Source organism: Streptomyces sp. NPDC055966, from assembly GCF_042269865.1.
Lineage (GTDB): Bacteria > Actinomycetota > Actinomycetes > Streptomycetales > Streptomycetaceae > Streptomyces.
This window is the reverse complement of sequence record NZ_JBHJYK010000010.1, coordinates 80,053-102,082: the sequence shown is the minus strand read 5'-3', so window position 1 is coordinate 102,082 and position 22,030 is coordinate 80,053. Positions and strand designations below refer to the sequence as shown.

13 protein-coding genes and 1 pseudogene are annotated in these 22,030 nt (G+C 71.8%); 11 read left to right on the top strand and 3 right to left on the bottom strand.

From position 1 onward, the window contains the following. Window positions 1-123 precede the first annotated feature (123 nt). Together ACFC8N_RS22170 and ACFC8N_RS22165 are read left to right on the top strand one after the other, a co-directional pair. Window positions 124-597 carry a hypothetical protein gene (locus ACFC8N_RS22170; RefSeq protein ID WP_376289224.1) on the top strand — a complete coding sequence of 158 codons (474 nt, stop codon included), beginning with the start codon at window positions 124-126 and terminating at the stop codon, window positions 595-597. A gap of 129 nt (window positions 598-726) precedes the next feature. Continuing rightward, complete coding sequence (locus tag ACFC8N_RS22165; RefSeq protein ID WP_376289222.1) at window positions 727-2,541, top strand: chitinase; 1,815 nt, start codon at window positions 727-729, stop codon at window positions 2,539-2,541. Here ACFC8N_RS22165 and ACFC8N_RS22160 read toward each other — a convergent pair. Continuing rightward, window positions 2,483-3,157: pseudogene (locus ACFC8N_RS22160) on the bottom strand (phosphatase PAP2 family protein); the annotation flags it as partial. The gene ACFC8N_RS22165 and the pseudogene ACFC8N_RS22160 sit on opposite strands and share 59 nt — an antisense overlap. 385 nt (window positions 3,158-3,542) lie before the next feature. After that, complete coding sequence (gabT, locus tag ACFC8N_RS22155) at window positions 3,543-4,877, bottom strand: 4-aminobutyrate--2-oxoglutarate transaminase (protein ID WP_376289220.1); 1,335 nt, start codon at window positions 4,875-4,877, stop codon at window positions 3,543-3,545. A 389-nt stretch (window positions 4,878-5,266) separates the two neighbouring features. Here gabT and ACFC8N_RS22150 point away from each other — a divergent pair, with 389 nt between their 5' ends. The 4 genes from ACFC8N_RS22150 to ACFC8N_RS22135 all read left to right on the top strand — a co-directional run bounded on the left by ACFC8N_RS22150 (window position 5,267) and on the right by ACFC8N_RS22135 (window position 12,491). Continuing rightward, window positions 5,267-7,534 carry an ATP/GTP-binding protein gene (locus ACFC8N_RS22150; RefSeq protein ID WP_376289218.1) on the top strand — a complete coding sequence of 756 codons (2,268 nt, stop codon included), beginning with the start codon at window positions 5,267-5,269 and terminating at the stop codon, window positions 7,532-7,534. A gap of 126 nt (window positions 7,535-7,660) precedes the next feature. Next, a complete protein-coding gene (locus ACFC8N_RS22145) occupies window positions 7,661-9,292 on the top strand; it encodes a PucR family transcriptional regulator (protein ID WP_356024448.1) in 1,632 nt (543 codons plus the stop codon). A 154-nt stretch (window positions 9,293-9,446) separates the two neighbouring features. Beyond that, window positions 9,447-10,895, top strand: a complete 1,449-nt coding sequence (locus ACFC8N_RS22140; RefSeq protein WP_376289216.1) for an aldehyde dehydrogenase family protein — start codon at window positions 9,447-9,449, stop codon at window positions 10,893-10,895. Window positions 10,896-11,123: 228 nt separating this feature from the next. Further along, the gene (locus ACFC8N_RS22135; RefSeq protein ID WP_362821940.1) at window positions 11,124-12,491 is read left to right on the top strand and encodes a S53 family peptidase; all 1,368 of its coding nucleotides are present in this window, start codon (window positions 11,124-11,126) and stop codon (window positions 12,489-12,491) included. Between the two features lie 85 nt (window positions 12,492-12,576). Here the strand turns inward: ACFC8N_RS22135 and ACFC8N_RS22130 are convergent, their stop codons facing one another. After that, the gene (locus ACFC8N_RS22130; RefSeq protein ID WP_376289214.1) at window positions 12,577-15,420 is read right to left on the bottom strand and encodes a glycoside hydrolase family 3 C-terminal domain-containing protein; all 2,844 of its coding nucleotides are present in this window, start codon (window positions 15,418-15,420) and stop codon (window positions 12,577-12,579) included. 255 nt (window positions 15,421-15,675) lie between these two features. Between ACFC8N_RS22130 and ACFC8N_RS22125 the strand changes: the two genes are divergently transcribed. The 5 genes from ACFC8N_RS22125 to ACFC8N_RS22105 all read left to right on the top strand — a co-directional run bounded on the left by ACFC8N_RS22125 (window position 15,676) and on the right by ACFC8N_RS22105 (window position 21,991). After that, the gene (locus tag ACFC8N_RS22125; RefSeq protein WP_376289212.1) at window positions 15,676-17,385 is read left to right on the top strand and encodes an extracellular solute-binding protein; all 1,710 of its coding nucleotides are present in this window, start codon (window positions 15,676-15,678) and stop codon (window positions 17,383-17,385) included. 117 nt (window positions 17,386-17,502) lie between these two features. After that, on the top strand, window positions 17,503-18,474 hold the full coding sequence (locus ACFC8N_RS22120; protein WP_376289432.1) for an ABC transporter permease: 972 nt from the start codon (window positions 17,503-17,505) through the stop codon (window positions 18,472-18,474). Then, window positions 18,471-19,415, top strand: coding sequence for a carbohydrate ABC transporter permease (locus ACFC8N_RS22115; protein WP_356024434.1), 945 nt, complete (start codon window positions 18,471-18,473; stop codon window positions 19,413-19,415). The genes ACFC8N_RS22120 and ACFC8N_RS22115 overlap by 4 nt, the downstream gene beginning before the upstream one ends. Before the next feature lie 165 nt (window positions 19,416-19,580). Further along, window positions 19,581-19,796, top strand: a complete 216-nt coding sequence (locus tag ACFC8N_RS22110; RefSeq protein WP_376289210.1) for a hypothetical protein — start codon at window positions 19,581-19,583, stop codon at window positions 19,794-19,796. Continuing rightward, window positions 19,793-21,991, top strand: coding sequence for a glycoside hydrolase N-terminal domain-containing protein (locus ACFC8N_RS22105; protein WP_376289208.1), 2,199 nt, complete (start codon window positions 19,793-19,795; stop codon window positions 21,989-21,991). Before ACFC8N_RS22110 ends, ACFC8N_RS22105 begins: the two co-directional genes overlap by 4 nt. The last annotated feature ends 39 nt before the right edge of the window (window positions 21,992-22,030 follow it).

Below are 22,030 nucleotides of genomic sequence, written 5' to 3'. Positions count from 1 at the left end.
GCTCCTGAAGTGTGACTCAGGTCACTCCATCGGGTGCGCGGAACCCGCGTAATGCCCCGAGGCGGCCTCCCTCTCTCCTGCTGACGCGACCGCGTCGACAGGAAGAGCAGGGAGGCCTTCTTGATGACTGGGGCGAAGACGGCCGTCGAATGGCTGGCATCCGTCGCACCGGATCCCGGCGCCTGCCGCTGGGAATGGGAACGCAACCCCCTCGGGGTCGCACTGCTGCCCGCCGGCAAGGCCTGGGACGTACTGATCCTGCCCGGCCGCCTCGGCTACCCGACCCTGGACGTGCTCACCCGGGTCCTCGACCGGCCCGGCCCGGTCCTCGTCGACTTCGGCGACGACCGGGTCGGGTTCTTCGTGGCACCGGGCACCGCGGCCCGCTGGGTCGGCACCGGCATCCGCACCGCCGGGCCCGGCACCTGGATCGTCGTACCGCACCCGGGCCGGACGGCCAGGGGAGTGCGCTGGCTGGTGCCGCCGGACGGCTCGGGCACGCTGACCGACCCCGCGCTGCTGGAACTGGCGATGCACGAGGCGGCGGCAGGGCTGGTCAGGGGCGGGGACGGGGGAGGAGGGGGTGCGGACGGTTAGGGCCGGGGTGCCGGACGTTCCGGCGGGGGTGTCCGGACACCTTGACAAGCCGATTGGTCTGGACCAAGTTGAGTGCGATCCCGGAGCGGCCGCTCCGTTCCTCCAACTCCCCCGACACCGGAGGCCCTTGTGGACCGCGCCAGACCTCCCAGGCCCCTTCTCGCGCTGCTCACGGCCGTGGCTCTGGCCGTCCCCGGAGTCACCGCGCTCTCGTCGGCCGCCCGTGCGGCCGACGCGGACGTCCTGACGAACGGCGGCTTCGAGTCCGGCCTCACCGGCTGGACCTGTACGGCCGGTACGACGGTCGACTCGCCCGTGCACAGCGGGAGTTCGGCGCTCCAGGCAACCCCGGCCGGCAGCGACGACGCCCAGTGCACGCAGACGGTGACCGTCCAGCCGAACGCGACGTACACGCTCTCCGGTTACGTCCGCGGCTCCTACGTCTACCTCGGCGCGACCGGCACCGGCACCAGCGACGTCTCCACCTGGACCCAGTCCGCCCCCGACTGGCAGCAGCTGAGCACCACCTTCACCACCGGCGCCACGACCACGAAGGTGACCGTCTACACCCACGGCTGGTACGGCACCGGCGGCTACGACGCCGACGACATCTCCCTCGTCGGCCCCGGCGGCAGCGGTACCGGCACCGGACAGCCGCCCGCCGCCCCCGCGGGCCTGACCGCCGGATCCGTCACCGCGTCCTCCGTGGCCCTGTCCTGGCCGGCCGTGACCGGCGCCACGAGCTACACGGTCTACCGCGACGGGGTGAAGTCCCAGACCGTGACCGGCACTTCGGCCACCGTCACGGGGCTCTCGGCGGCAACGGCGTACAGCTTCCAGGTCACGGCGAGCAACGACGCGGGAGAGTCCGCGAAGTCGGCGGCCGTGACGGCGACGACGGGCACGGGCGGCGGTGGCGGCTCGGCGGACCTGCCGACGCACGCCCTCGTCGGCTATCTCCACTCCAGCTTCGCCAACGGCTCCGGCTACACCCGCCTCGCCGACGTCCCCGACAGCTGGGACGTCATCGACCTGGCCTTCGGCGAGCCCACCTCGCCCACCTCCGGGGACGTCCACTTCACCCGCTGCCCGGTCACCGACTGCCCGAACGCCGAGTCCGACGCCGACTTCAAGGCGGCGATCAAGGCCAAGCAGGCGGCCGGCAAGAAGGTGCTGATCTCGATCGGCGGCCAGAACGGCCAGGTCCAGCTGACCACCACGGCCGCCCGCGACGCCTTCGTCTCGTCGGTCTCGAACATCATCGACACCTGGGGCCTGGACGGACTGGACATCGACTTCGAGGGCCACTCGCTCTCCCTGGACACGAACGACACGGACTTCAAGAACCCCACGACACCCGTGATCGTGAACCTGATCTCGGCCCTGAAGACCCTGAAGGCCAAGTACGGCCCGGCGTTCGTCCTGACGATGGCCCCCGAGACCTTCTTCGTGCAGAACGGCTACCAGTACTACGGCACCGGCAAGTGGGGCGGCCAGGACCCGCGCTGCGGGGCGTACCTCCCGGTCATCCACGCCCTGCGCGACGACCTCACCCTCCTGCACGTCCAGGACTACAACTCGGGCCCGATCATGGGCCTGGACAACCAGTACCACTCCATGGGCGGCGCCGACTTCCACATCGCCATGACCGACATGCTCCTCACCGGCTTCCCGGTCGCCGGCGACCCGAACAACGTCTTCCCGCCGCTGCGCCCCGACCAGGTGGCGATCGGCATGCCGGCCTCGACCGAGGCGGGCAACGGCTACGTGGCGCCCGCCGAGGTCACGAAGACGCTGGACTGTCTGACGAAGAAGACGAACTGCGGCTCGTACCAGACCCACGGGACCTGGCCCGCGCTGCGCGGTCTGATGACGTGGTCGGTGAACTGGGACCGGTACGCGAACTGGGAGTTCCAGAAGAACTTCGACGCGTACTTCGGCTGATCACCAGGCTGAGGACGGTCAGCAGCACGGTGCACAGACACCAGCTGGCCACCACGTCCAGCGGCCAGTGGTAGCCGTGCCGGACCAGGCCGTACGACACGCCGAGGACCAGGGCCGCGCAGAGGGCGACCAGGGCGCGGCGGGCAGCCGGGGAACGCAGCCAGGGCAGCAGGAGCAGGGTCGCGGAGCCGTAGGCGACGGCCGCCGTGGCCGTGTGCCCGGAGGGGAAGTAGCCGACGGCCGGGGGCATCACGGGGGTCCCCGGCCGCGCGGTCCAGTCCTTCAGCGGGACGACGACCGCCGGGAGCAGCGCCATGAGGACGGCAGCGGCGGCGGGCGGCAGCCACCAGCGCTTCGCACCGGCGCGCCGGCCCCGCCACAGCACGAGGGCGAGGGCGATCACGAGCACCGGCACGGCGACCTGGATGTCGCCGAGGTCGGAGAGGACCTCGGAGAACGTGTCCGGACGGACGAGGGCCCGGCTGACCCGGGCGTCCAGGCGCAGCAGTGGGCCGTGCGCCACGACCTGCCAGGTGAGCAGGGCGAGGAGCACGGCCGGCAGGACCAGAAGCAGGGCGCGCAGGGCGCGCGAGGTGCTGCGGACGACGGTCGACACGGCGCCCAGCTTCGCAGACGGGGCGGGCGGCGCGGAGAAGGAGGTCGGCCGCCCCGGAACAGGGGGGGTGGTTCCGAGGCGGCCGTCCGGATCGGAACGTCGCGCGCCCCGGGGGGTTTGGGGCGGCGACCGTCCGATCGGTGAGGAGATCCCGGAGCCGTCAGGCGCCGGATGTGTGCGCGAGGGCACGACCAGGTCGAAGCTGGGGAGGCCCCGGCCTGAAATCGCCCACAGTCCCCTGTGGGCGGGGTGTATCTCTCATCTGCCTAGAACCTACGGCAGGCGGGCGCGCTTGGGCAGACGGAACAGCGTCCCGTCATCCACCTCGCACACCTTCTTCACACGGCCTGTCGTACGGCACGTCAGCAGTGCGCGCACGGGTGGCTCAGACGCGGCCGAAGGCCTGCTCGATGATGTCGAGGCCCTCGTTCAGCAGGTCCTCGCCGATGACGAGCGGGGGCAGGAAGCGCAGCACGTTGCCGTAGGTGCCGCAGGTCAGCACCAGCAGGCCCTCGGCGTGGCAGGCCTTGGCGAGCGCCGCGGTGGCCTCCGGGTTCGGCTCCTTGGTGGCCCGGTCCTTGACCAGCTCGATCGCGATCATCGCCCCGCGCCCGCGCACGTCGCCGATGACGTCGAACTTCTCGGCCATGGCGGTGAGGCGCCCCTTCATGACCTCCTCGATGCGCTTGGCCCTGCCGTTGAGGTCCAGCTCCTTCATGGTCTCGATGGCACCGAGCGCACCCGCGCAGGCGACGGGGTTGCCGCCGTACGTACCGCCGAGCCCACCGGCGTGCGCGGCGTCCATGATCTCGGCGCGGCCGGTCACGGCGGCGAGCGGAAGCCCGCCCGCGATGCCCTTGGCGGTGGTGATGAGGTCGGGAACGATGCCCTCGTCCTCACACGCGAACCACTGCCCGGTCCGGCAGAAGCCGCTCTGGATCTCGTCGGCGACGAAGACGATGCCGTTGTCGTTGGCGAACTTCACGATCTCCGGCAGGAAGCCCTTGGCCGGCTCGATGAAACCGCCCTCGCCGAGCACGGGCTCGATGATGATCGCGGCGATGTTGTCCGCACCGACCTGCTTGCTCATCTGGTCGATGGCCTGCTTGGCGGCCTCGGGACCGGCGTTCTCCGGCCCGGTCGGCCAGCGGTAGCCGTACGCCACCGGGACCCGGTACACCTCGGGCGCGAACGGCCCGAAGCCGTGCTTGTACGGCATGTTCTTGGCGGTGAGCGCCATCGTCAGGTTGGTGCGCCCGTGGTACCCGTGGTCGAACACCACGACCGCCTGCCGCTTCGTGTACGCCCGCGCGATCTTGACGGCGTTCTCGACGGCCTCGGCGCCCGAGTTGAACAGCGCGGACTTCTTGGCGTGGTCGCCCGGGGTCAGCTCGGCCAGCGCCTCCGCGACCGCCACGTAGCCCTCGTACGGGGTGACCATGAAACAGGTGTGGGTGAAGTCGGCGAGCTGGGCGGAGGCGCGCCGTACGACGGCCTCGGCGGAGGCGCCGACGCTGGTCACGGCGATGCCGGACCCGAAGTCGATGAGGCTGTTGCCGTCGACGTCCTCGATGACGCCGCCGCCGGCGCGGGTGACGAAGACCGGCAGCGTGGAGCCCACGCCCTGCGCGACCGCGGCGGTGCGGCGGGCCTGCAGCTCCTGCGACTTCGGACCGGGGATGGCGGTGACGACGCGGCGCTCCTGCGGAAGTGCGGTCATGAGGGCTCCTGATGATCTTGCGTACGGGCGTGGTGTCCGGTGTCCCGAACGGTCCGGGGCCGTGCGTTTTCGGCCGCTTACATGTCTTTCTTCGCAGGCTAGGGCCGGGAACGGGGGGTGGGCATGCTCCATGTGGGCGTTGTCGGCGCGATTCCTTGTCCGCGTTGGACATAGCCGTTCGCCCGCATTCCACCCGCCCGCCCGGCCCTGTCGGCCCCGTAATCGGTGAACTCCCCCTGCGGGGGCGTTAGATTGGCTCGCTGACGGTGGACGGAACGGCTGGTCAGGGGGCAAGGGCGATGGACAGCGACGGCACACGCGACGCACGCGGCACGCATGCGCACCCGGTACCACGCCCGGCTACGCCGTTGGAGGGAGGGGTACCGCCGATGCCCGCGGTGCCACCTGGTGTTCCGCCCAAGCCCGACGGGCCGGCGTTCCTGACCTGGCTGCGCACTCCTCGTCCGGAAGCCTCCGCCGGCGTCTGGCGCTTCGGATACCGGCCCCGCTCCCAGGAGGCCGCCGGCCGGGTCTCCGACCGGGCGCTGCTGACGGGAGCCGTCGGCGCGCTCGTCGCCGCCCTGCTCGTGTGGTCGCTGTGGAACAACAACCTGGTACCCCACAAGCGGGTCCTGCTGGAGCTGGTCACACCGTCCGACTGGTGGGCTGGTCTCCACCCGCCCCGTGCGGCGCTCACCGCCGGAGCCGTCTACGACAGCCTTTTCGCCACCCTCGTCCTCTACTACTTCGCACGCGTGGGCAACTGGAAGGAAGTCCTCCAGCGGTACGTGACGGAACACCGTCAGCCGTCGCGCGCCCTGCGCGCCGCCGTCCTCGGGGGGCTCATCGCCTGGCTGATTGCCTGGCGCGGGCTGCTGCCGTACTACACGCTCGCTACGGGGCTGACACCGTACGACTGGCTCTTCCCGCCCGGGGATCCTCACGCCACGATCGACCGGCTCAACATCCTGAAGACCGTGCTCATGGTGCTGATCCTCGTGCCGTTCGCGGTGGTGGGGGACTGGCTGGGGCTGCTCCGTAGTGTGCAGGGCACCCGCACCGCCACCGCGAACGGCCAGCCGGCGGGGCCCGCCACCGGTACGGACTGGCCCGAGCTGCTTGCCCACGGTCAGAACGGGCTGGCCGAGCGGCTGGCCGACGAGGGGCGCGCGGGGCGCATGAACGACGTGGACTGTGCGCGGATCCGCCGGGCCTGGAGCTCCGTGCTGGCCGACCCGGCCCGCCTCGACGCGTTCTCCTCGGCCGTGCTCCGCGACGGCGCCCGAGCCTGCCTGCACCCCTCCGGACAGCGGGACCTTCCGGTCCGTACGGCCACCCACGACCTGCTGACCTCGCAGGTGCGCATCGGCCGGTACGCCGACGTCGAGCGCACGCCGTCCGGCCACCGTGCCGCGGGCGCGGCCGTGGACCCCGCGACGCTGGGCACGTCGCTTCTGGCGGTCGGCCCGCCCGGCTCGGGCAAGACCGACCGCCTGGTGCGGCCCGTCGCCGAGTCCCTCGGGCTCCAGGCCCTCGCCGGGCAGGCGGCGCTCGTCATGGTGTGTGCCGCCGGAACGGCCATGGGGGCAGATCAGGCGTATGACGTCGTGATCAAGCCGGGGGACCGGACGTCGAAGTACGACCTCGATCTCTACGGCGGCACGGATGATCCCGACGAAGCGGCCACGCTCCTCGCCGACGTCCTCGCCGGAGACTGGGCCGAGCTCGACCTGCGGCGTGCCGGGACCGTGCTGGCCCAGCTTCTGGGGCCCTTCCGGGCCGCTCACGGCCGGTTCCCGTCCGTACCCGAACTGCGGGGCCTGCTGGACGGCGAGCCGTCGGTGCTGGACCGGCTGAAGCAGATGCTCGACCCGGACACACACTCCTCACAGCGCCGGGAACTTGACGCGCGGGTGCGCCAGGCAGGGGTCCCGGGAGACCCCGGGATAATGCTCGCCGACCGGCTCGGCTGTCTGGACCGCCCGGTTTTTGCCGGATTCTTCGACACCTCCGCCGATGCCCGGCCGTTCACTCTGCGCTCTCTTGACCACCCGCTGCGGGTGCGGATCGACCTGCCGGAACGGGCCCACCCGGAAGCGGCCCAACTGCTGGCCCGGCTGCTCCTCGCCCAGTTCGCGGCGAGCATGGCCACACGCCCCGACCGGTCCCTGTTCGCCTGCCTCGTGCTGGACGACGCGACGCACGCGATCACCGCCGGTTCGGTGCGTGCCCTGCGCAGGCTGCGGGAGTGTCATGCCGGTGTGGTCCTGAGCCTGCGGGCTCTCGCCGATGTGCCGGAGCACCTGAGGCAGCCCCTGATCGCGGCCGTCGGCTGCCACGCGGCCTTCCCGGGCATCACCACCCTGGAGGGTGCCCTGTTCGCGCAGGCGTGGGGCACGGAGTGGGTGGAGACGAAGGAGGTCGCCAAACACACGGTCTACGCGAACCAGCCGCTGACCCGGGTGCTCCACGCGGTGCGCAAACTCGGCACGGGCAAGCCGGTGACCACGGACGCCGTCACCGTCCGCCAGGTCGAGCGGGAGCGGTGGTCGGCCTCGGAGTTGGCGCACGGGGTGCCCGCGGGGCATGCCGTGTTGTCGTTGACCAGTGTGCGGGGGGAGCACGCGCCGCCGCTGCTCGTGGATCTGCGGGGGTGAGGGGGCGGCGCGGGCTCGTACGGTGAGGCAGAATCGGGGTGGGCCGTTCATACGCGGCGGCCAAAAGATCGCCGAGACCGCCGAGATCGCCGAGACCGGTGGATGCCCCCTCACCGTGAAGGACCCATGCCCCCCACGCTCGCCTCGCTCGTCCACCACTCCGCGCTCAAGCTGACGGTGCGCGCGGGCGAGGACCACCTCGACGTGCCCGTCCGCTGGGCGCACGTGAGCGAGCTGGCCGACCCCGTGCCGTACATGGAGGGCGGCGAGCTGCTGCTGATCACCGCCCTCAAGCTGGACGCGGAGGATCCGCAGATCATGCGGCGCTATGTGAAGCGGCTGGTGGGGGCCGGTGTCGTGGGGCTCGGGTTCGCCGTCGGGGTGAACTACGAGGAGATTCCCGAGGCGCTCGTCGACGCCGCGCGCGAGGAGGGGCTGCCGCTGCTGGAGGTGCCGCGGCGCACACCCTTCCTCGCCATCAGCAAGGCCGTCTCCGCCGCCATCGCCGCCGACCAGTACCGTGCCGTCACGGCGGGGTTCGCCGCACAGCGCGAGCTGACCAAGCAGACGCTCAACGCCGGCCCCGAGGGGCTGCTCGGGGCGCTCGCCGCGCAGGTCGACGGGTGGGCGGCCCTGTACGACGCCTCGGGCGCCGTCGTCGCCGCCGCGCCCGAGTGGGCGGGACGGCGGGCCGCGCGGCTGACCGCCGAGGTGGAACGGCTGCGGGAGCGGCCCGCGCCCGCGTCGTCCGTGGTGGGCGGACCCGAGCACGAGGACCGGGTCGAGCTGCACTCCCTCGGCACGGGGCGCCGGCCGCGCGCCGCGCTCGCCGTCGGTACCGCCGCCGCCCTCGGCACCGCCGAGCGCTACGCCGTGCACTCCGCCATCGCGCTGCTCACCCTCACCACCGAACGCTCCCGCTCCCTGCACGCGGCCGAACAGCGCGTCGGCGCGGCCGTGCTGCGCATGCTGCTCGCCGGGGAGCCCGACCACGCCCGGGCCGTCGCCGGAGACCTGTACGGCGGACTCCTCGACGCGCCGTTCCGGATGATCGTCGCCGAGTCCGCGTCCGGTGCGGCGGCACGGGCGCAGGCGGATGCCCCCGGCCGCACCGCCGTCGTCGCCGACAGCGGTGGGGATCCCCTGGGCGGGCTCGCGGAGAGCGTGGAGTCCGCCGCCGCCCGCTCCGGCGAGGCCGTGCTGGTCGTGCCCGAGGGGGAGCGGCTGGTGGTGCTGGCCGCCGACGCGGGCGCGGCCGTGGCCGCCTGCACCCGGTACGCGGCGGCGCTGGAGGCCGCGCGGGCGGCGCCGGAGCGTACCGGGGGCGACGAGGCGGAGCTGGTCGTGGGTCTGTCGGCACCGGCCGGGCCGATCGCCGCGGCGGCGGCCTACAAGCAGGCCGAGCAGGCGCTGTCGGTGGCCCGGCGGCGCGGCCGGGTGCTGGTCGAGCACGAGCGGCTGGCCGCCGGGTCGGTGCTGCCGCTGCTGGCCGACGACGCGGTGAAGGCGTTCGCCGACGGGCTGCTGCGGGCGCTGCACGAGCACGACGCGACCGGCCGCGGCGATCTCGTCGCCTCGCTGCGGGCCTGGCTGTCGCGGCACGGACAGTGGGACGCCGCCGCCGCGGACCTCGGTGTGCACCGGCACACGCTGCGGTACCGGATGCGCCGGGTCGAGGAGATCCTCGGGCGGTCCCTGGACGATCCGGACGTACGCATGGAGCTGTGGCTCGCCCTGAAGGCGACCTCGGCGGAGTGAGCGGTGGCGCGCGACCCGCCACCTCACCTCGCCAATACGGCGTACCCACCGCCCCGACTGCTACGAGTCGGACAAGCGACCGCCGGACGCCCCAGCCCTACCGTGGAGCACGAAAGCAGCACACCTCCAACGCGGAAGGGCCGGGACTCGCACTATGACTTCCACCCACGCCTTCTGGCTCGCCGGCCGCCAGGTCACCGGCGAGGACACCCTCGACGTCACCTCCCCGTGGGACGGCCGGCTCGTCGGCAAGGTCGCCGTGCCGAGCGACGCCCAGGTCGAGGAGGCCGTGGCCGCCGCGTACGCCGTGCGGGACGAGTTCGCCGCCACCCCGGCCCACGTGCGCGCCGCCGCCCTCGACCACGTCAGCAAGCGGCTGGCCGAGCGCACCGAGGAGATCGCCCAGCTGATCTCCGCCGAGAACGGCAAGCCCATCAAGTGGGCCCGAGGGGAAGTCGGCCGTGCCGTCTCCGTGTTCCGGTTCGCGGCCGAGGAGGCCCGGCGGTTCAACGGCGGCGAGGCCCAGCGGCTCGACACCGACGCCGGCGGCCAGGGCCGCCTCGCGCTGACCCGCCGCTTCCCGAAGGGCGTCGTGCTCGGCATCGCGCCGTTCAACTTCCCGCTGAACCTGTGCGCCCACAAGATCGCCCCGGCGATCGCGGCCGGTGCGCCGATCATCCTGAAGCCGGCGCCCGCCACCCCGCTCTCCGGCCTGCTCATCGGTGACCTGCTCGCCGAGACCGAGGGCCTGCCGGCCGGTTCGTGGTCGATCCTGCCGGTCGCCAACGACAAGATGCCCGCCCTCGTCCAGGACGAGCGCCTGCCGGTCATCTCCTTCACCGGTTCCGAGAAGGTCGGCTACGCGATCATGGACTCGGTGCCGCGCAAGCACTGCACGCTGGAGCTGGGCGGCAACGGCGCCGCGGTCGTCCTCGGCGACTACGCCTCCGACGCCGACCTGGACTGGGCCGCGACCCGCATCGCGACCTTCTCCAACTACCAGGGCGGCCAGTCCTGCATCTCCGTGCAGCGCGTGATCGCCGACGCGTCGGTCTACGACCGGCTGCTGCCGCGTATCGTCGCCGCCGTCGAGGCGCAGAACACCGGTGACCCGAGCGACGCCGCGACCGACGTCGGCCCGCTGGTCAGCGAGGACGCGGCCAAGCGTGTCGAGTCCTGGGTGGCGGAGGCGGTCGAGGCCGGTGCCCAGCTGCTCACCGGCGGCAAGCGCGACGGCGCCGCCTACGCGCCGACCGTGCTCACCGACCTCCCGGCCGGCACCACCCTCGCCCGCGAGGAGGTCTTCGGACCGGTCCTCAGCGTGCAGAAGGTGGACGGCGAGGCCGAGGCGTTCGCCGCGGTCAACGACTCCAAGTACGGCCTCCAGGCGGGCGTGTTCACCCGTGACCTCCAGGCCGCCTTCCGCGCCCACCGCGCCCTTGAGGTCGGCGGCGTGGTGATCGGCGACGTCCCGTCCTACCGCGCCGACCAGATGCCGTACGGCGGCGCCAAGCAGTCCGGCGTGGGCCGCGAGGGTGTCAAGTTCGCGATGGAGGACTACACATACGAGCGCGTGCTGGTCCTCACCGGTCTCGCGCTCTGACCTGCCACGGACAGGTCGGACTGGACGGCCGCGGCCCACTGTGCGGGGGTCGCGGCCGTTCGCGTGCGCGGGGAACGGCCGTTCGTGTTCCCGCTGAATGATGTGCTCCGGTAAAGGATTTGGCATAAGCGGGTCAATTATCTTGTTCTGTGCATGACTCACCCGTGGGGTTCCGTGTCGACTTAGGCGACCGATCTACGTCCGACTTCGGACCACTCAGGGGAACACATGCACATAGCCCGTACCGGGCGCGGCCTCGCCGCCACCGCCGCCACCGCCGCACTGGTCGCCGCAGGCCTGGCGACCGTCTCCTCGGCCGGCGCCACCGCCGCCGCGCCCGCCGGCGTACCGCACACCTTCGCGCAGCCGGCCATCGCGGGGCACACCCTCGCTCGCGACGTCGCGAGCCCCCTCCCCATCGCGCAGTGCCAGGCCAAGTGGCACATCAACTGCTACAACCCGCTCCAGTACAGAACCGCGTACAACCTCAACGCGCTGTACAAGAAGGGCATCACGGGCAAGGGGCGCACGATCGTCATCGTGGACTCGTTCGGCTCGCCGACGATCCAGCACGATCTCGACGTGTACAGCAAGCAGTTCGGGATGAAGAGCGCCAAGGTCAACGTGGTCAAGTGGGGCAAGGTGCCCCCGTTCGACCCGAAGAACTCCGACATGACCGGCTGGGCCGGCGAGACCACGCTCGACGTGGAGATGGCGCACGCCGTCGCGCCGGACGCCAGGATCGTGCTGGTGGAGACGGCCGTCGCCGAGACCGAGGGCACCACCGGTCTGCCGGAGATGATGGACGCCGAGAAGTACATGATCGACCACGGGGTCGGCGACGTCATCAGCCAGAGCTTCGGCGCCACCGAGAACACCTTCCCGGGCTTCGACAAGGGCGACTTCTCCAGCATCAAGAAGCTGCGGTACGCCTTCGAGGACGCCGCCCGCAAGCACGTGACCGTCCTCGCCTCCTCCGGCGACGGCGGCGCGACCGACGCCACCGCGGACGGCAAGGGCTACTACAAGTACCGCGTCAACTCCTGGCCCTCCTCGGACCCGTTGGTGACCTCCATCGGCGGTACCCAGCTCCACCTGAACGACAAGGGCACGCGCGTCAAGCCGGACAGCGTCTACAACGACAACGGCGCGGGCGGCGGCGGCCAGTCGCACGTGTTCACCCGCCCGGCCTTCCAGAACGGCGTGCGGAACGTCGTCGGCACCCGCCGCGGCACCCCGGACATCTCGATGGCCGCCGCGGTCAACGGCGGTGCCTGGACCTACTCCAGCTACGACCCGACCGCCACCGGCTGGGACGTCGCGGGCGGCACCAGCGAGGCGAGCCCCCTGTTCTCGGGCATCGTCGCCCTCGCCGACCAGGCGGGCGGCCACCGCGTGGGCGACATCAACCAGGCCCTCTACACCCTCATGGGTCGCAAGGGCTCCGGCGTCGTCGACGTCAACGACGGCACCGACAACAGCTACCAGGGCGTCAAGGGCTACAAGGCCGTCGACGGCTACGACATGGCCACGGGTGTGGGCACGCTGAACGCCCTGACCTTCGTGCCGGCCCTCGCGCGCGCGAGCCGCGGCTGACATTCGTCCTGAGCAGGTGAAGGGGCCCGGCACCGCTGCCTTTCGGTGCCGGGCCCCTTCACTGTCGTCGGTCTCCTCCGGACCCTCAGCCGGAGAAGCCGACGTGCGCGAGCCGCAGCGGGCCGCGCAGCCTGAGACGGACGTCGTGCACGCCCTCGGCGACGAGCCCGGCGCCGAGCGTGGTGTAGGCGTACGGGCCGTCGGTGGGGGTGTCGAGCCGCAGGGCCGCGAGCACCGGGCCGCCGTCCAGGGAGAGTTCCAGGACGCCCTCGCCCGCGAGCTGTGCGGTCACCTCGGTCGCGCCCGGGCCGAAGTCGCAGGCACGGTAGACCAGTTCGCCCGTCCCGCCGTGCGCCGCGGTCACCGCGTCGCCCGCCGTCCGGGTCCGGTCCACGATCGCGATGCCCGACTGCTCGTCGAAGTCCGCGCCCGCGAGGCCCCGCCGGACCACCGGACGCGGGGCCGGCGGGGCGCCGTCCACGTGCACGGTCGTGCGCAGCCGGATGTCCTCGCTGGACGCGCCGACCAGCAGGTCGTACGGCCCGGTCTCCAGGCGCGGGCCGCCGAGCGCCACGTCCCAGAACTCCAGCGCGGACAGCGGCACTTCGAAGGTCACCTCGGCCCGCTCGCCGGGCGCGAGACCGAGCCGGCGGTGGGCCAGCAGCTCCCGGCGCGGGCGGGGCACCGACGGGTCCGCGGCCCGCCCGTAGAGCTGGACCACCTCGTCCGCCGCCCGGTCCCCGGTGTTCGTCACCGTGCAGCGGACGCGGAGCGCGCTGCCCGCGACAGTCGCCGCGAGATCGCCGTAGCCGAAGGACGCGTACGACAGGCCGTGGCCGAAGGGGAACAGCGGGAGGCCGTCGAAGTAGAGGTAGGTCTGGCGGCCGCCGATCACGTCGTAGTCCAGCAGGCCGGGCAGGTCGGCGTCGGCGGCGTACCAGGTCTGCGGGAGCCGGCCCGCCGGGGAGACGTCGCCGGCCAGGACGCGGGCCAGGGCGGTGCCCGCCGCCTGGCCGCCGTGCGCGGTCCACACGACGGCCGGGAGCCGCGCCACGTCGACCGCGTACGGGTAGGCCGAGGTCAGGACGAGTACCGTGCGCGGGTTCGCGGCGCGGGCCGCGTGCAGCAACCGCCGCTGGTGTGCGGGCAGTTCGAGGGTCGTACGGTCCTCGGTCTCGCGGCCGTTGACGTGCGGGTCGTTGCCCGCGACCACGAGCACCACCTCCGCCTGCTCGGCCGCCCGGACCACGGCCTCCTCGCCCCGCTCGACCGTGATCACCTCGAAGACGTCGCCGGAGCCCTCGGCGTCGGCAACCTTCACGCCGTCGGCGGCGACCTGGACATGGCGACCCGTGCCCAGATGCCTGAGGAGGTGACCGTTGTGGTGCGGTTCGAGGCGGAACGTCTCCTGGACCACCCAGCCGCCGGGCTGGTCGGCGGAGGCGCGGACGTAGCCGTCGTCGGCCACCGACAGATACCGGCCGTCCGGCGCGCGCAGGGTCAGCACGCCCTCACCCCAGTCCACCAGCGCGAACTCGGTGCCGGCCGGGTCCGTGGTGAGCGGCGGCAGATCGGTGCGGCCGGCCAGCAGCGCCGGGTCGAGGGCGCCCTCGGCGCCCCGCGCCTCGGCTGGCGCGTCCGTGGGCGCCACGTGCAGGAACGCCCCGGCGGCGGTGCGCAGCCGGACCCGGTCCACGCCCTCGGCGAACTCCACGCGCGCGGCGCCGAACCGCTCGTACAGGCCCTCCAGCGGGGTGGAGCGGTGCAGGAGGCTGCCGCTGTACCAGTCCAGCTTGCACTCGTCGGCGAGCAGGCCGACCACCGCGATCCGGGTGTCGGGCGCGAGCGGCAGCAGGTCCTCGTCGTTCTTCAGCAGCACGACCGCCTGCTCGGCGGCCTCCCGCGCGAGCTCCCGGTGCGCCGGGGTGTCGAACTCGCCGGTGCCCGCGTGCGGGTCGTACGCCGGGTCGAACTCGCCGAGCCGGAAGCGCACGGAGAGCTGGCGGCGTACGGCGGTGTCGATGTCCGCCTCGGTCAACAGGCCCTTCTCATAAGCCCTTTCGAGGCGTCCGGTGATCTGCGAGCCGTCCGTGCCGTGGTCGGTGAAGCTGTCCACGCCGGCCAGCAGGGCGGCCGCGACGGCCTCCTCGTGGGTGTCGAAGTAGTGCTCGGCGTCGACCAGGTTGGAGGGTGCGCCCGCGTCCGAGCAGACCAGCAGCTCCTCCTCGGTCCAGGTGCGCAGGGGGTCGCGCAGATACGGGGAGACGTGGTTGGGGCGGCCGTTGACCAGGTTGTACGCGGGCATCACCCCGGCCACCGCGCCCGCCTCGACCGTCTCGCGGAAGGCGCGCAGATCGTACTCGTGCAGCACACGCGGGCGGACGGAGGCGGAACAGGTGGCCCGGTCCGTCTCGTTGTTGTGGGCCAGCCAGTGCTTCAGGACGGGTGCGGTGCGCCAGTACAGCGGATGGCCGCCGCGCAGGCCCTGCGTGTACGCCGTGGCGATCGCCGAGGTCAGCTTCGGGTCCTCGGAGTAGCCCTCCTCGTTGCGGCCCCACAGCGGGTGGCGCAGCAGATTGACCGTCGGCGCCCAGACGTTGAGGCCGACCCGCTCGTCCCGCGCCCGCATCGCGCGGACCTCCCGGGACACCGCCTCGCCGACCCGCCGCACCAGCTCCGGGTTCCAGGTCGCGCCGAGCCCGACGGCCTGCGGGAACACCGTCGCCGGGCCCATCCAGGCAACCCCGTGCAGTGCCTCCTGGCCGGTGCGGAACGCGGCGATGCCGAGGCGCTCGACGGCCGGCGCGAACTGGTGCAGGAAGGAGATCTTCTCGGCCAGGGTGAGCCGCGCCAGCAGATCGTCGATGCGCTTCGCGAAGGGCAGATGCGGATCGCGGAACGGCGGGGCGGACGGCGGGTCAACGGTCACGGGCGGTTCCCCTTGCGAATGGAGCGGTGAGATGCTTTCGAAGCGCTTCGATGCTCGGACGGGAGAGGCCGGGGTGTCAAGGTGCCGTGTCTGATCAACACTCGTATACGGCCAAGTCTGCACGGGGTGTTGGCGCTCGGGCAAGGGCCCGGCGCATCGCGGAAATCTTGGGAGCGACCCTTGTGCGCCCCCATGTGTTCACTTAACCTCGCAGCAACATCGAAGCGCTTCGACTGACCTCGAAGGATTGATGCAATGACGCCGAACGCCGCCTCCGCCTCCTCCGCGCCCGGCCGGAGAGAATCTCCCAGCCGGCGGAGCTTCCTCGCCTCCACCGCGGTCGCCGCCGCGGTGGTCGCCGGAGGCATGCCGCTGCTCAGCGCCTGCGGGGCGTCGGACAGCGGGTCCGGCGGCGGCACCTCCGGCGGCAAGGGCGACCGGAAACTGCTGCCCACCTACGTCGCGAACACCGTGGTGACCCCGGACATCCCCGCGAAGAACGGCTCGGCGATCGGCTTCACCGGCAAGACCGACCTGGCGGCCCTGAAGACCTCGGTGCCCAAGAAGCTCGGCAAGGGCGGCAAGGTCACGATCATGTCGCCGTTCTGGGGCTCCCCGCCCAAGGGCGACAACGCCTACTACCGGGCGATGAACGACATGACCGGCGTCGACGTCGTCTGGCAGAACCAGGACGGCAACACCTACGACCAGAAGCTCGGCGCCGTCCTCGCCTCCAGCGACGTCCCCGACGTCGTGGTCGTCCCGAGCTGGAACATGGGCGGCAAGATACCCACCGCCATCATCAACAAGTTCGCCGACCTCGGCCCCTACCTCTCCGGCGACAAGGTCAAGGACTACCCGAACCTCGCCGCGATCCCGACCGACGCCTGGCGGCGCTGCATCATCGGCGGCAAACTGCGCGGCCTGCCGCAGCCCGCCCCGTACGTCACCGGCATCGTGCCCCTCTACCGCAAGGACATCTTCGACAAGCAGGGGTATCAAGTACCGCGCTCGGCGGACGAGTTCACGGCCCTGTGCAAGGAGATCACCAACGCCAGGGCCAAGCGCTGGGCGTGCACGGACATGAAGTGGACCGCGTTCCAGATGTTCGGCGTGCTCTCCGGCAGCGAGAAGCCGCTCGGCTGGAACCTCGTCGACGGAAAGATGATCAACCGCATCGAGACCGAGGAGTACCTCGAAGCGCTGGAGTGGACCCGCAAGCTCTTCGCCGCCGGATACGTCCACCCCGACTCCCTGATGGGCAAGAACGCCCCCGACCCGGGCCCCAAGTTCGCGGCCGGCGAGTTCCTGATCTACCCCAACAACATCAGCCAGTGGTGGAGCCGCACCGCCGAACAGGCCGCCCAGAACCCGTCGTACAGGATCTGGGGCATGGACATCTTCGGCCACGACGGCGGCGATCCGCACCTGTGGGCCGAACAACCCGCCGGCATCTTCGCCTTCGTCAACAAGAAGGCCTCGGAGTCCGTGATCCGCGACGCGCTGGCCGTCGCCGACGTCACCGCCGCGCCGTACGGCACCAAGGAGTACATGGCCACCAACTACGGTGTCCAGGGCGCCGATTACACGGTCAGGAACGGCGTTCCCGTCAAGACCACCCAGGGCAACAACGAGGTGCTCAACGCCTACGTCATGGTCGCGAGCCCCGCCGCCACCATCGCCCACCCCGACTTCCCCGACGTCGCCAAGGCCCAGGTCGAGTGGCAGCAGCGGATGGGCGCCTTCACCAGGAAGTCCAGCTTCTACGGCCAGATGATCACCGAGCCGTCCCGCTACACCGACCTCGGCAACGACTTCGAGCAGCTGGAGGACGACATCACCCGCGGCCGCAAGAAGATCAGCGACATGCAGCAGGCCGTCTCCGACTGGAAGAGCAAGGGCGGGGACAAGCTGCGCGACTGGTACAAGAAGCTGCTCGACGAGAACGGCACGGCGGCCGGCTGAGGCGAGGCACGAGGCGAGGAGACGGCCGTGTCCCACAGCACGGAGCCTCGGAGCAGGGCCGGGGCGGACGACAGCGCGGGCAGGACCCGCGAGGAGGCGGTGGACGGGGAGGAGGCGGTGGACGGGAAGAGGAAAGCGAGCGGGAAGAGGACGGTGAGCGGGAAGCCGAGCCTGCGCCGCAGATTCGGACGTGACCGCGTCCTGCTGCTGATGACACTGCCCGCGGTCCTGCTGATCCTGGTCTTCAACTACCTGCCGATCCTCGGCAACATCGTCGCCTTCCAGGACTACAACCCCTACGTCAGCGACAACGGCATCGTCTCGATGCTGCACAGCGCCTGGGTGAGTCTCGACAACTTCCGGCAGATCTTCGCGGACTCGGCCTTCTGGAGCGCCGTCAAGAACACCCTGGTCCTGTTCGTCCTCCAGCTCGTGCTGTTCTTCCCGGTGCCGATCCTGCTCGCGCTGCTCATCAACAGTGTGGTCAGACCGCGCGTGAGAGCCTTCGCCCAGGCCGTGCTCTACCTCCCGCACTTCTTCTCGTGGGTGCTGGTCATCGCCGTCTTCCAGCAGCTCTTCGGCGGCGCGGGCGTGTTGTCGCAGCTGCTGCGCCGGCACGGCTACAACGGGCTGGACATCATGACCAACCCGTCCACCTTCAAGTTCCTCGTCACGGCCGAGGGGATCTGGAAGGACGCGGGCTGGGGAATCATCATCTTCCTCGCCGCACTGGCCTCGGTCAGCCCCGATCTGTACGAGGCCGCGGCGATGGACGGCGCCGGCCGCCGGCGCCGCATGTGGCACGTCACGCTGCCCGCACTGCGACCGGTGATCGCACTGCTGCTGGTGCTGCGGGTCGGCGACGCCCTGACCGTCGGCTTCGAGCAGATCCTGCTGCAACGCGACGCCGTCGGACCCGGCGCGGCGGAGGTCCTCGACACCTTCGTCTGGTGGAACGGCGTCCGCAACCAGGACTTCGGCTACGCGGCCGCCGCCGGTCTGATCAAGGGCGTGGTCAGCCTCGGCCTGGTCCTCGCCGCGAACAAGGTGGCCCATCTCATGGGCGAGCAGGGGGTGTACAAGAAGTGACCGCCGTCATCGACAGCCCGCCGGTCCCGGAGCGGCCGCCGTCCCGCTGGGCAGCGCCGCCCCGCCCGGTGTGGGAGGAGGAACCGGGCAGGGCCGGTCTCGCCGGCAAGGGCCTGGTCCTGACCCTGGCCTGCCTCGGCATCCTCTTCCCGCTCTGGATCGTGATCGTCACCAGCCTGTCGTCCCGCAGGACGATCGACCGGGCGGGCGGACTGGTGATCATCCCGAAGGGCGTCACGTTCGTCGCGTACAAGGAACTGCTGAGCGGCGGCCAGGTCACCCGGGCCGCGGTCATCAGCGTCCTGGTCACGCTGGTCGGCACGCTGTTCTCGATGGCCGTGTCGGTCCTGTGCGCCTACGGCCTCTCGCGCATCGGCACCCTCGGGCACCGCTGGCTCCTCATGTTCCTGCTGGCCACGATGTTCTTCAGCGCGGGCCTGATCCCGACGTACCTGCTGGTCCAGTCCCTGGGTCTGATGAACAGCTACCTGGCCCTCATCCTCCCGAGCGCGGTGAGCGTCTTCAACATCCTTGTCCTGCGCGGGTTCTTCATGGGCATCTCGCAGGAGCTGATCGACAGCGCGCGCATCGACGGGGCCGGGGACTTCCGGATCCTGTGGCAGATCGTCATGCCCCTGTCGCGCGCGGTCCTCGCCGTCATCACCCTCTTCTACGCGGTGGGCTACTGGAGCGCCTGGTTCAACGCGTCCCTGTACCTCAACGACCAGGACAAGATGCCGCTCCAGAACGTCATGATCCAGCTGGTGCAGAAGCAGCAGGCCCCGGTGGGGCTGGGGCAGGCCATCAAGACGGGCGAACTGTCCGGGCTGGCCGTACAGATGGCCGTGATGGTCATGGCCCTGCTGCCGGTGACGGTCCTGTCGCCGTTCGTCCAGAAGCACTTCAAGAAGGGGATGCTGACGGGAGCGGTCAAGGGGTGACCCGAGCCTTCAGGCGCTCACCTGCCCGGCCTGCGGAGTCGTGCCTCCCCCAGTGCCTAAAGGGCCTGGGAGGTGCCCCCAGGGCGGCACCCCGCGAGCGCGGGCGAGCGACCCCACCCCCGCCCGGCGGCAACTCCGTCCACCCACGCCCTCAGAGGTCCCCCCATGCCCACCCCCACCCGCAGAACCGTCCTCACCGGCACCGCGGCCACCGCGGCCCTCCTCACCCTTCCCGCCAGAGCCACCGCGGCCGAAGCCGTCGCCGAAACCACCCCCGAGGCCTCGCGGAGCTACCGCTGGCGCAACGCGGTGACCGGCGGGGAGCCGGTCACCGGGTTCGTCACCCTCGACCGGTACGGAGTGGCGGTGCTGCGGCCATGAGCGACGCATCCGCACCCGCACCCGTGCACGGGACCTGGGAGCCCGCCCCGGCGGAGCGCTGGGAGGACGCCTTCCTGAGCGGGAACGGCCGGCACGGCATCCTTGTGTTCGGTGATCCGAACGACGAACGGGTCATCGTCACCCAGCACACCCTGGTCCGGCCGAACGGCGGCGAACACGCCCGCCCGCCCCGGCTCGCCGATCAACTCGCCGCGCTCCAGGACCGGTTGCTCGACGGAGACCTCACCGCCGCAGAGAGCTTCACCGACGGCCGCCCGCTCCAGTGGGTCCAGCCCTTCCATCCCGCCTTCCAGATACGGCTCGGCAGACCCGGCGACAGCCGGAGCGGATACCGGCGGACCGCCGACTTCACCACCGGCGAGGTCACCGCCGTCTGCGCCGACTTCCGCAGCCGGGCGTTCGTCTCCCGCGCGGACGACGTGATCGTGCACGAGATCGCGGCGGGCGACCTCGACATCCGCCTCGACCACCGGCTGCCCGGCGCCCCGGCCGGGCTCCGGGTCGGCCACGGCGCCCTGCTCACTCCCGAGGGCGCCCTGCTGAGCCTGCGCGCCCGCTACCCCGGCGGCGACCGCGCCTACACCGGCGTGACCCTCGTCGTCGCCGGCGGCGCCGAACTCCAGCCGCCGGGCGTCCGCGTCACCGGCGCCCGCCCGGTGCTGCTGCTCACCCGCGTCCTGCGGCACACCGGCGAGGCCGACGTCGTCGCCGAGGCCGGGCTGCTCCGGAACCTGGTGTCCGGCACCGAGCGGCCGTACGAGGAACTGCTCGCCCGGCACCTGGAGTCGCACCGCACCGCCTACCGGCGGGTCGGCCTCGACCTCGGCGCCGACCCCGCCGAGCGCGCACTGCCCGGCTCGGAGCTGCTGCGGCGCCCCGGCAGCCCCGCCCTGCTGGAACGGCTCTTCGCCGCCGGCCGCTATCACCTGCTCTCCAGCAGCGGCCTGCTGCCGCCCCGGCTCACCGGCCTGTGGACCGGCGACTGGGACACCGCCTGGTCCGGGGCGTTCACCACCAACGCCAACCTCAACCTCCAGACCGCCTCCGCACCGGCCGCGGCCCTCCCCGAAGTGACCGACGCGCTCGCGGAACTGATCCACCGCCAGCTCGGCGACTGGCGCGAGAACGCCCGCGCGATCTTCGGCGCCCGGGGCGTGGTCGCGCCCACCCACACCGACGGCGAGTCGGGGCGGACGTACCACTTCGACCGCGCGTACCCCCACCAGCTGTGGACGGCCGGTGCCGACTGGCTGCTCAAGCCGCTCGTCGACCACGACGAGACCCGGGGCGAGCGGGATCCGCGCACGGGCGCCGTCCTCGCCGAGGTCGCCTCCTTCTACGAGGACTTCCTCACCCGCACCGACGCGCGCGGCCGGCTCGTCGTCGTGCCCTCCTACTCGCCCGAGAACCGGCCCGCGAACGCGAGTTGGGGCGCCCTCAACGCCGCCATGGATCTGTCCGCCGCCCGGCACGCCCTGCTCACCGCCGCCCGCTACTACCCCGAACGGGCAGCGAAATGGCGCGAGTTGGCGAAGCGGTTGCCGCCGCACCGGGTCAACTCCGACGGCGCGCTCGCCGAATGGGCCTGGCCCGGTCTGGACGACACCTACGACCACCGGCACCTCAGTCACCTCTACGGCGTCTGGCCGCTCGACGAGATCAATCCCTACGACACCCCCGGCCTGGCCGCCGCCGCCCACCGCGCCCTCGCCCTGCGCGGCGCCGAGAACCACTCGGCGCACGGCCATCTGCACCACGCCCTGATCGCGGCACGGCTGCGGGACGCCGGCCGGGCCGAGGACGCCCTGCGCGAGGTCCTCGGCGGCGATTTCTTCCACGCCTCGCTGATGAGCGCCCACTACCCCGACCGGGACGTCTACAACGCGGACGCCGCGCACACCCTGCCCGGCGTCCTGATCGAGATGCTCGTCCAGTCCACCCCCGGCCGGCTGGTCCTGCTGCCCGCCGTCCCGGACAGCTGCCCGGCCGGCGAACTCCGGGGCGTGCGCACCCGGTTCGGTGCCGAACTCGACCTCGGCTGGGCTCCGGGGCGTGCCACGGTCACCCTCCGGCCGAGCCGCACCGCCCGCATCGACCTGCGGACTCCCTCCGGCGCACAGCCGCTCGACCTCGTCGCCGGAGAAGACCGCGTCCTCACCCTGGGGACGTGGTGACTCCCCGCACATCCCCCCACCCATGGAACGGAAGGGACG

Coding starts and splice junctions, on each gene's coding strand:
- ACFC8N_RS22170 (WP_376289224.1), top strand. CDS start 124: ATGACTGGGGCGAAGACGGCCGTCGAATGGCTGGCATCCGTCGCACCG.
- gabT (WP_376289220.1), bottom strand. CDS start 4,877: ATGACCGCACTTCCGCAGGAGCGCCGCGTCGTCACCGCCATCCCCGGT.
- ACFC8N_RS22150 (WP_376289218.1), top strand. CDS start 5,267: ATGCCCGCGGTGCCACCTGGTGTTCCGCCCAAGCCCGACGGGCCGGCG.
- ACFC8N_RS22145 (WP_356024448.1), top strand. CDS start 7,661: ATGCCCCCCACGCTCGCCTCGCTCGTCCACCACTCCGCGCTCAAGCTG.
- ACFC8N_RS22140 (WP_376289216.1), top strand. CDS start 9,447: ATGACTTCCACCCACGCCTTCTGGCTCGCCGGCCGCCAGGTCACCGGC.
- ACFC8N_RS22135 (WP_362821940.1), top strand. CDS start 11,124: ATGCACATAGCCCGTACCGGGCGCGGCCTCGCCGCCACCGCCGCCACC.
- ACFC8N_RS22125 (WP_376289212.1), top strand. CDS start 15,676: ATGACGCCGAACGCCGCCTCCGCCTCCTCCGCGCCCGGCCGGAGAGAA.
- ACFC8N_RS22110 (WP_376289210.1), top strand. CDS start 19,581: ATGCCCACCCCCACCCGCAGAACCGTCCTCACCGGCACCGCGGCCACC.
- ACFC8N_RS22105 (WP_376289208.1), top strand. CDS start 19,793: ATGAGCGACGCATCCGCACCCGCACCCGTGCACGGGACCTGGGAGCCC.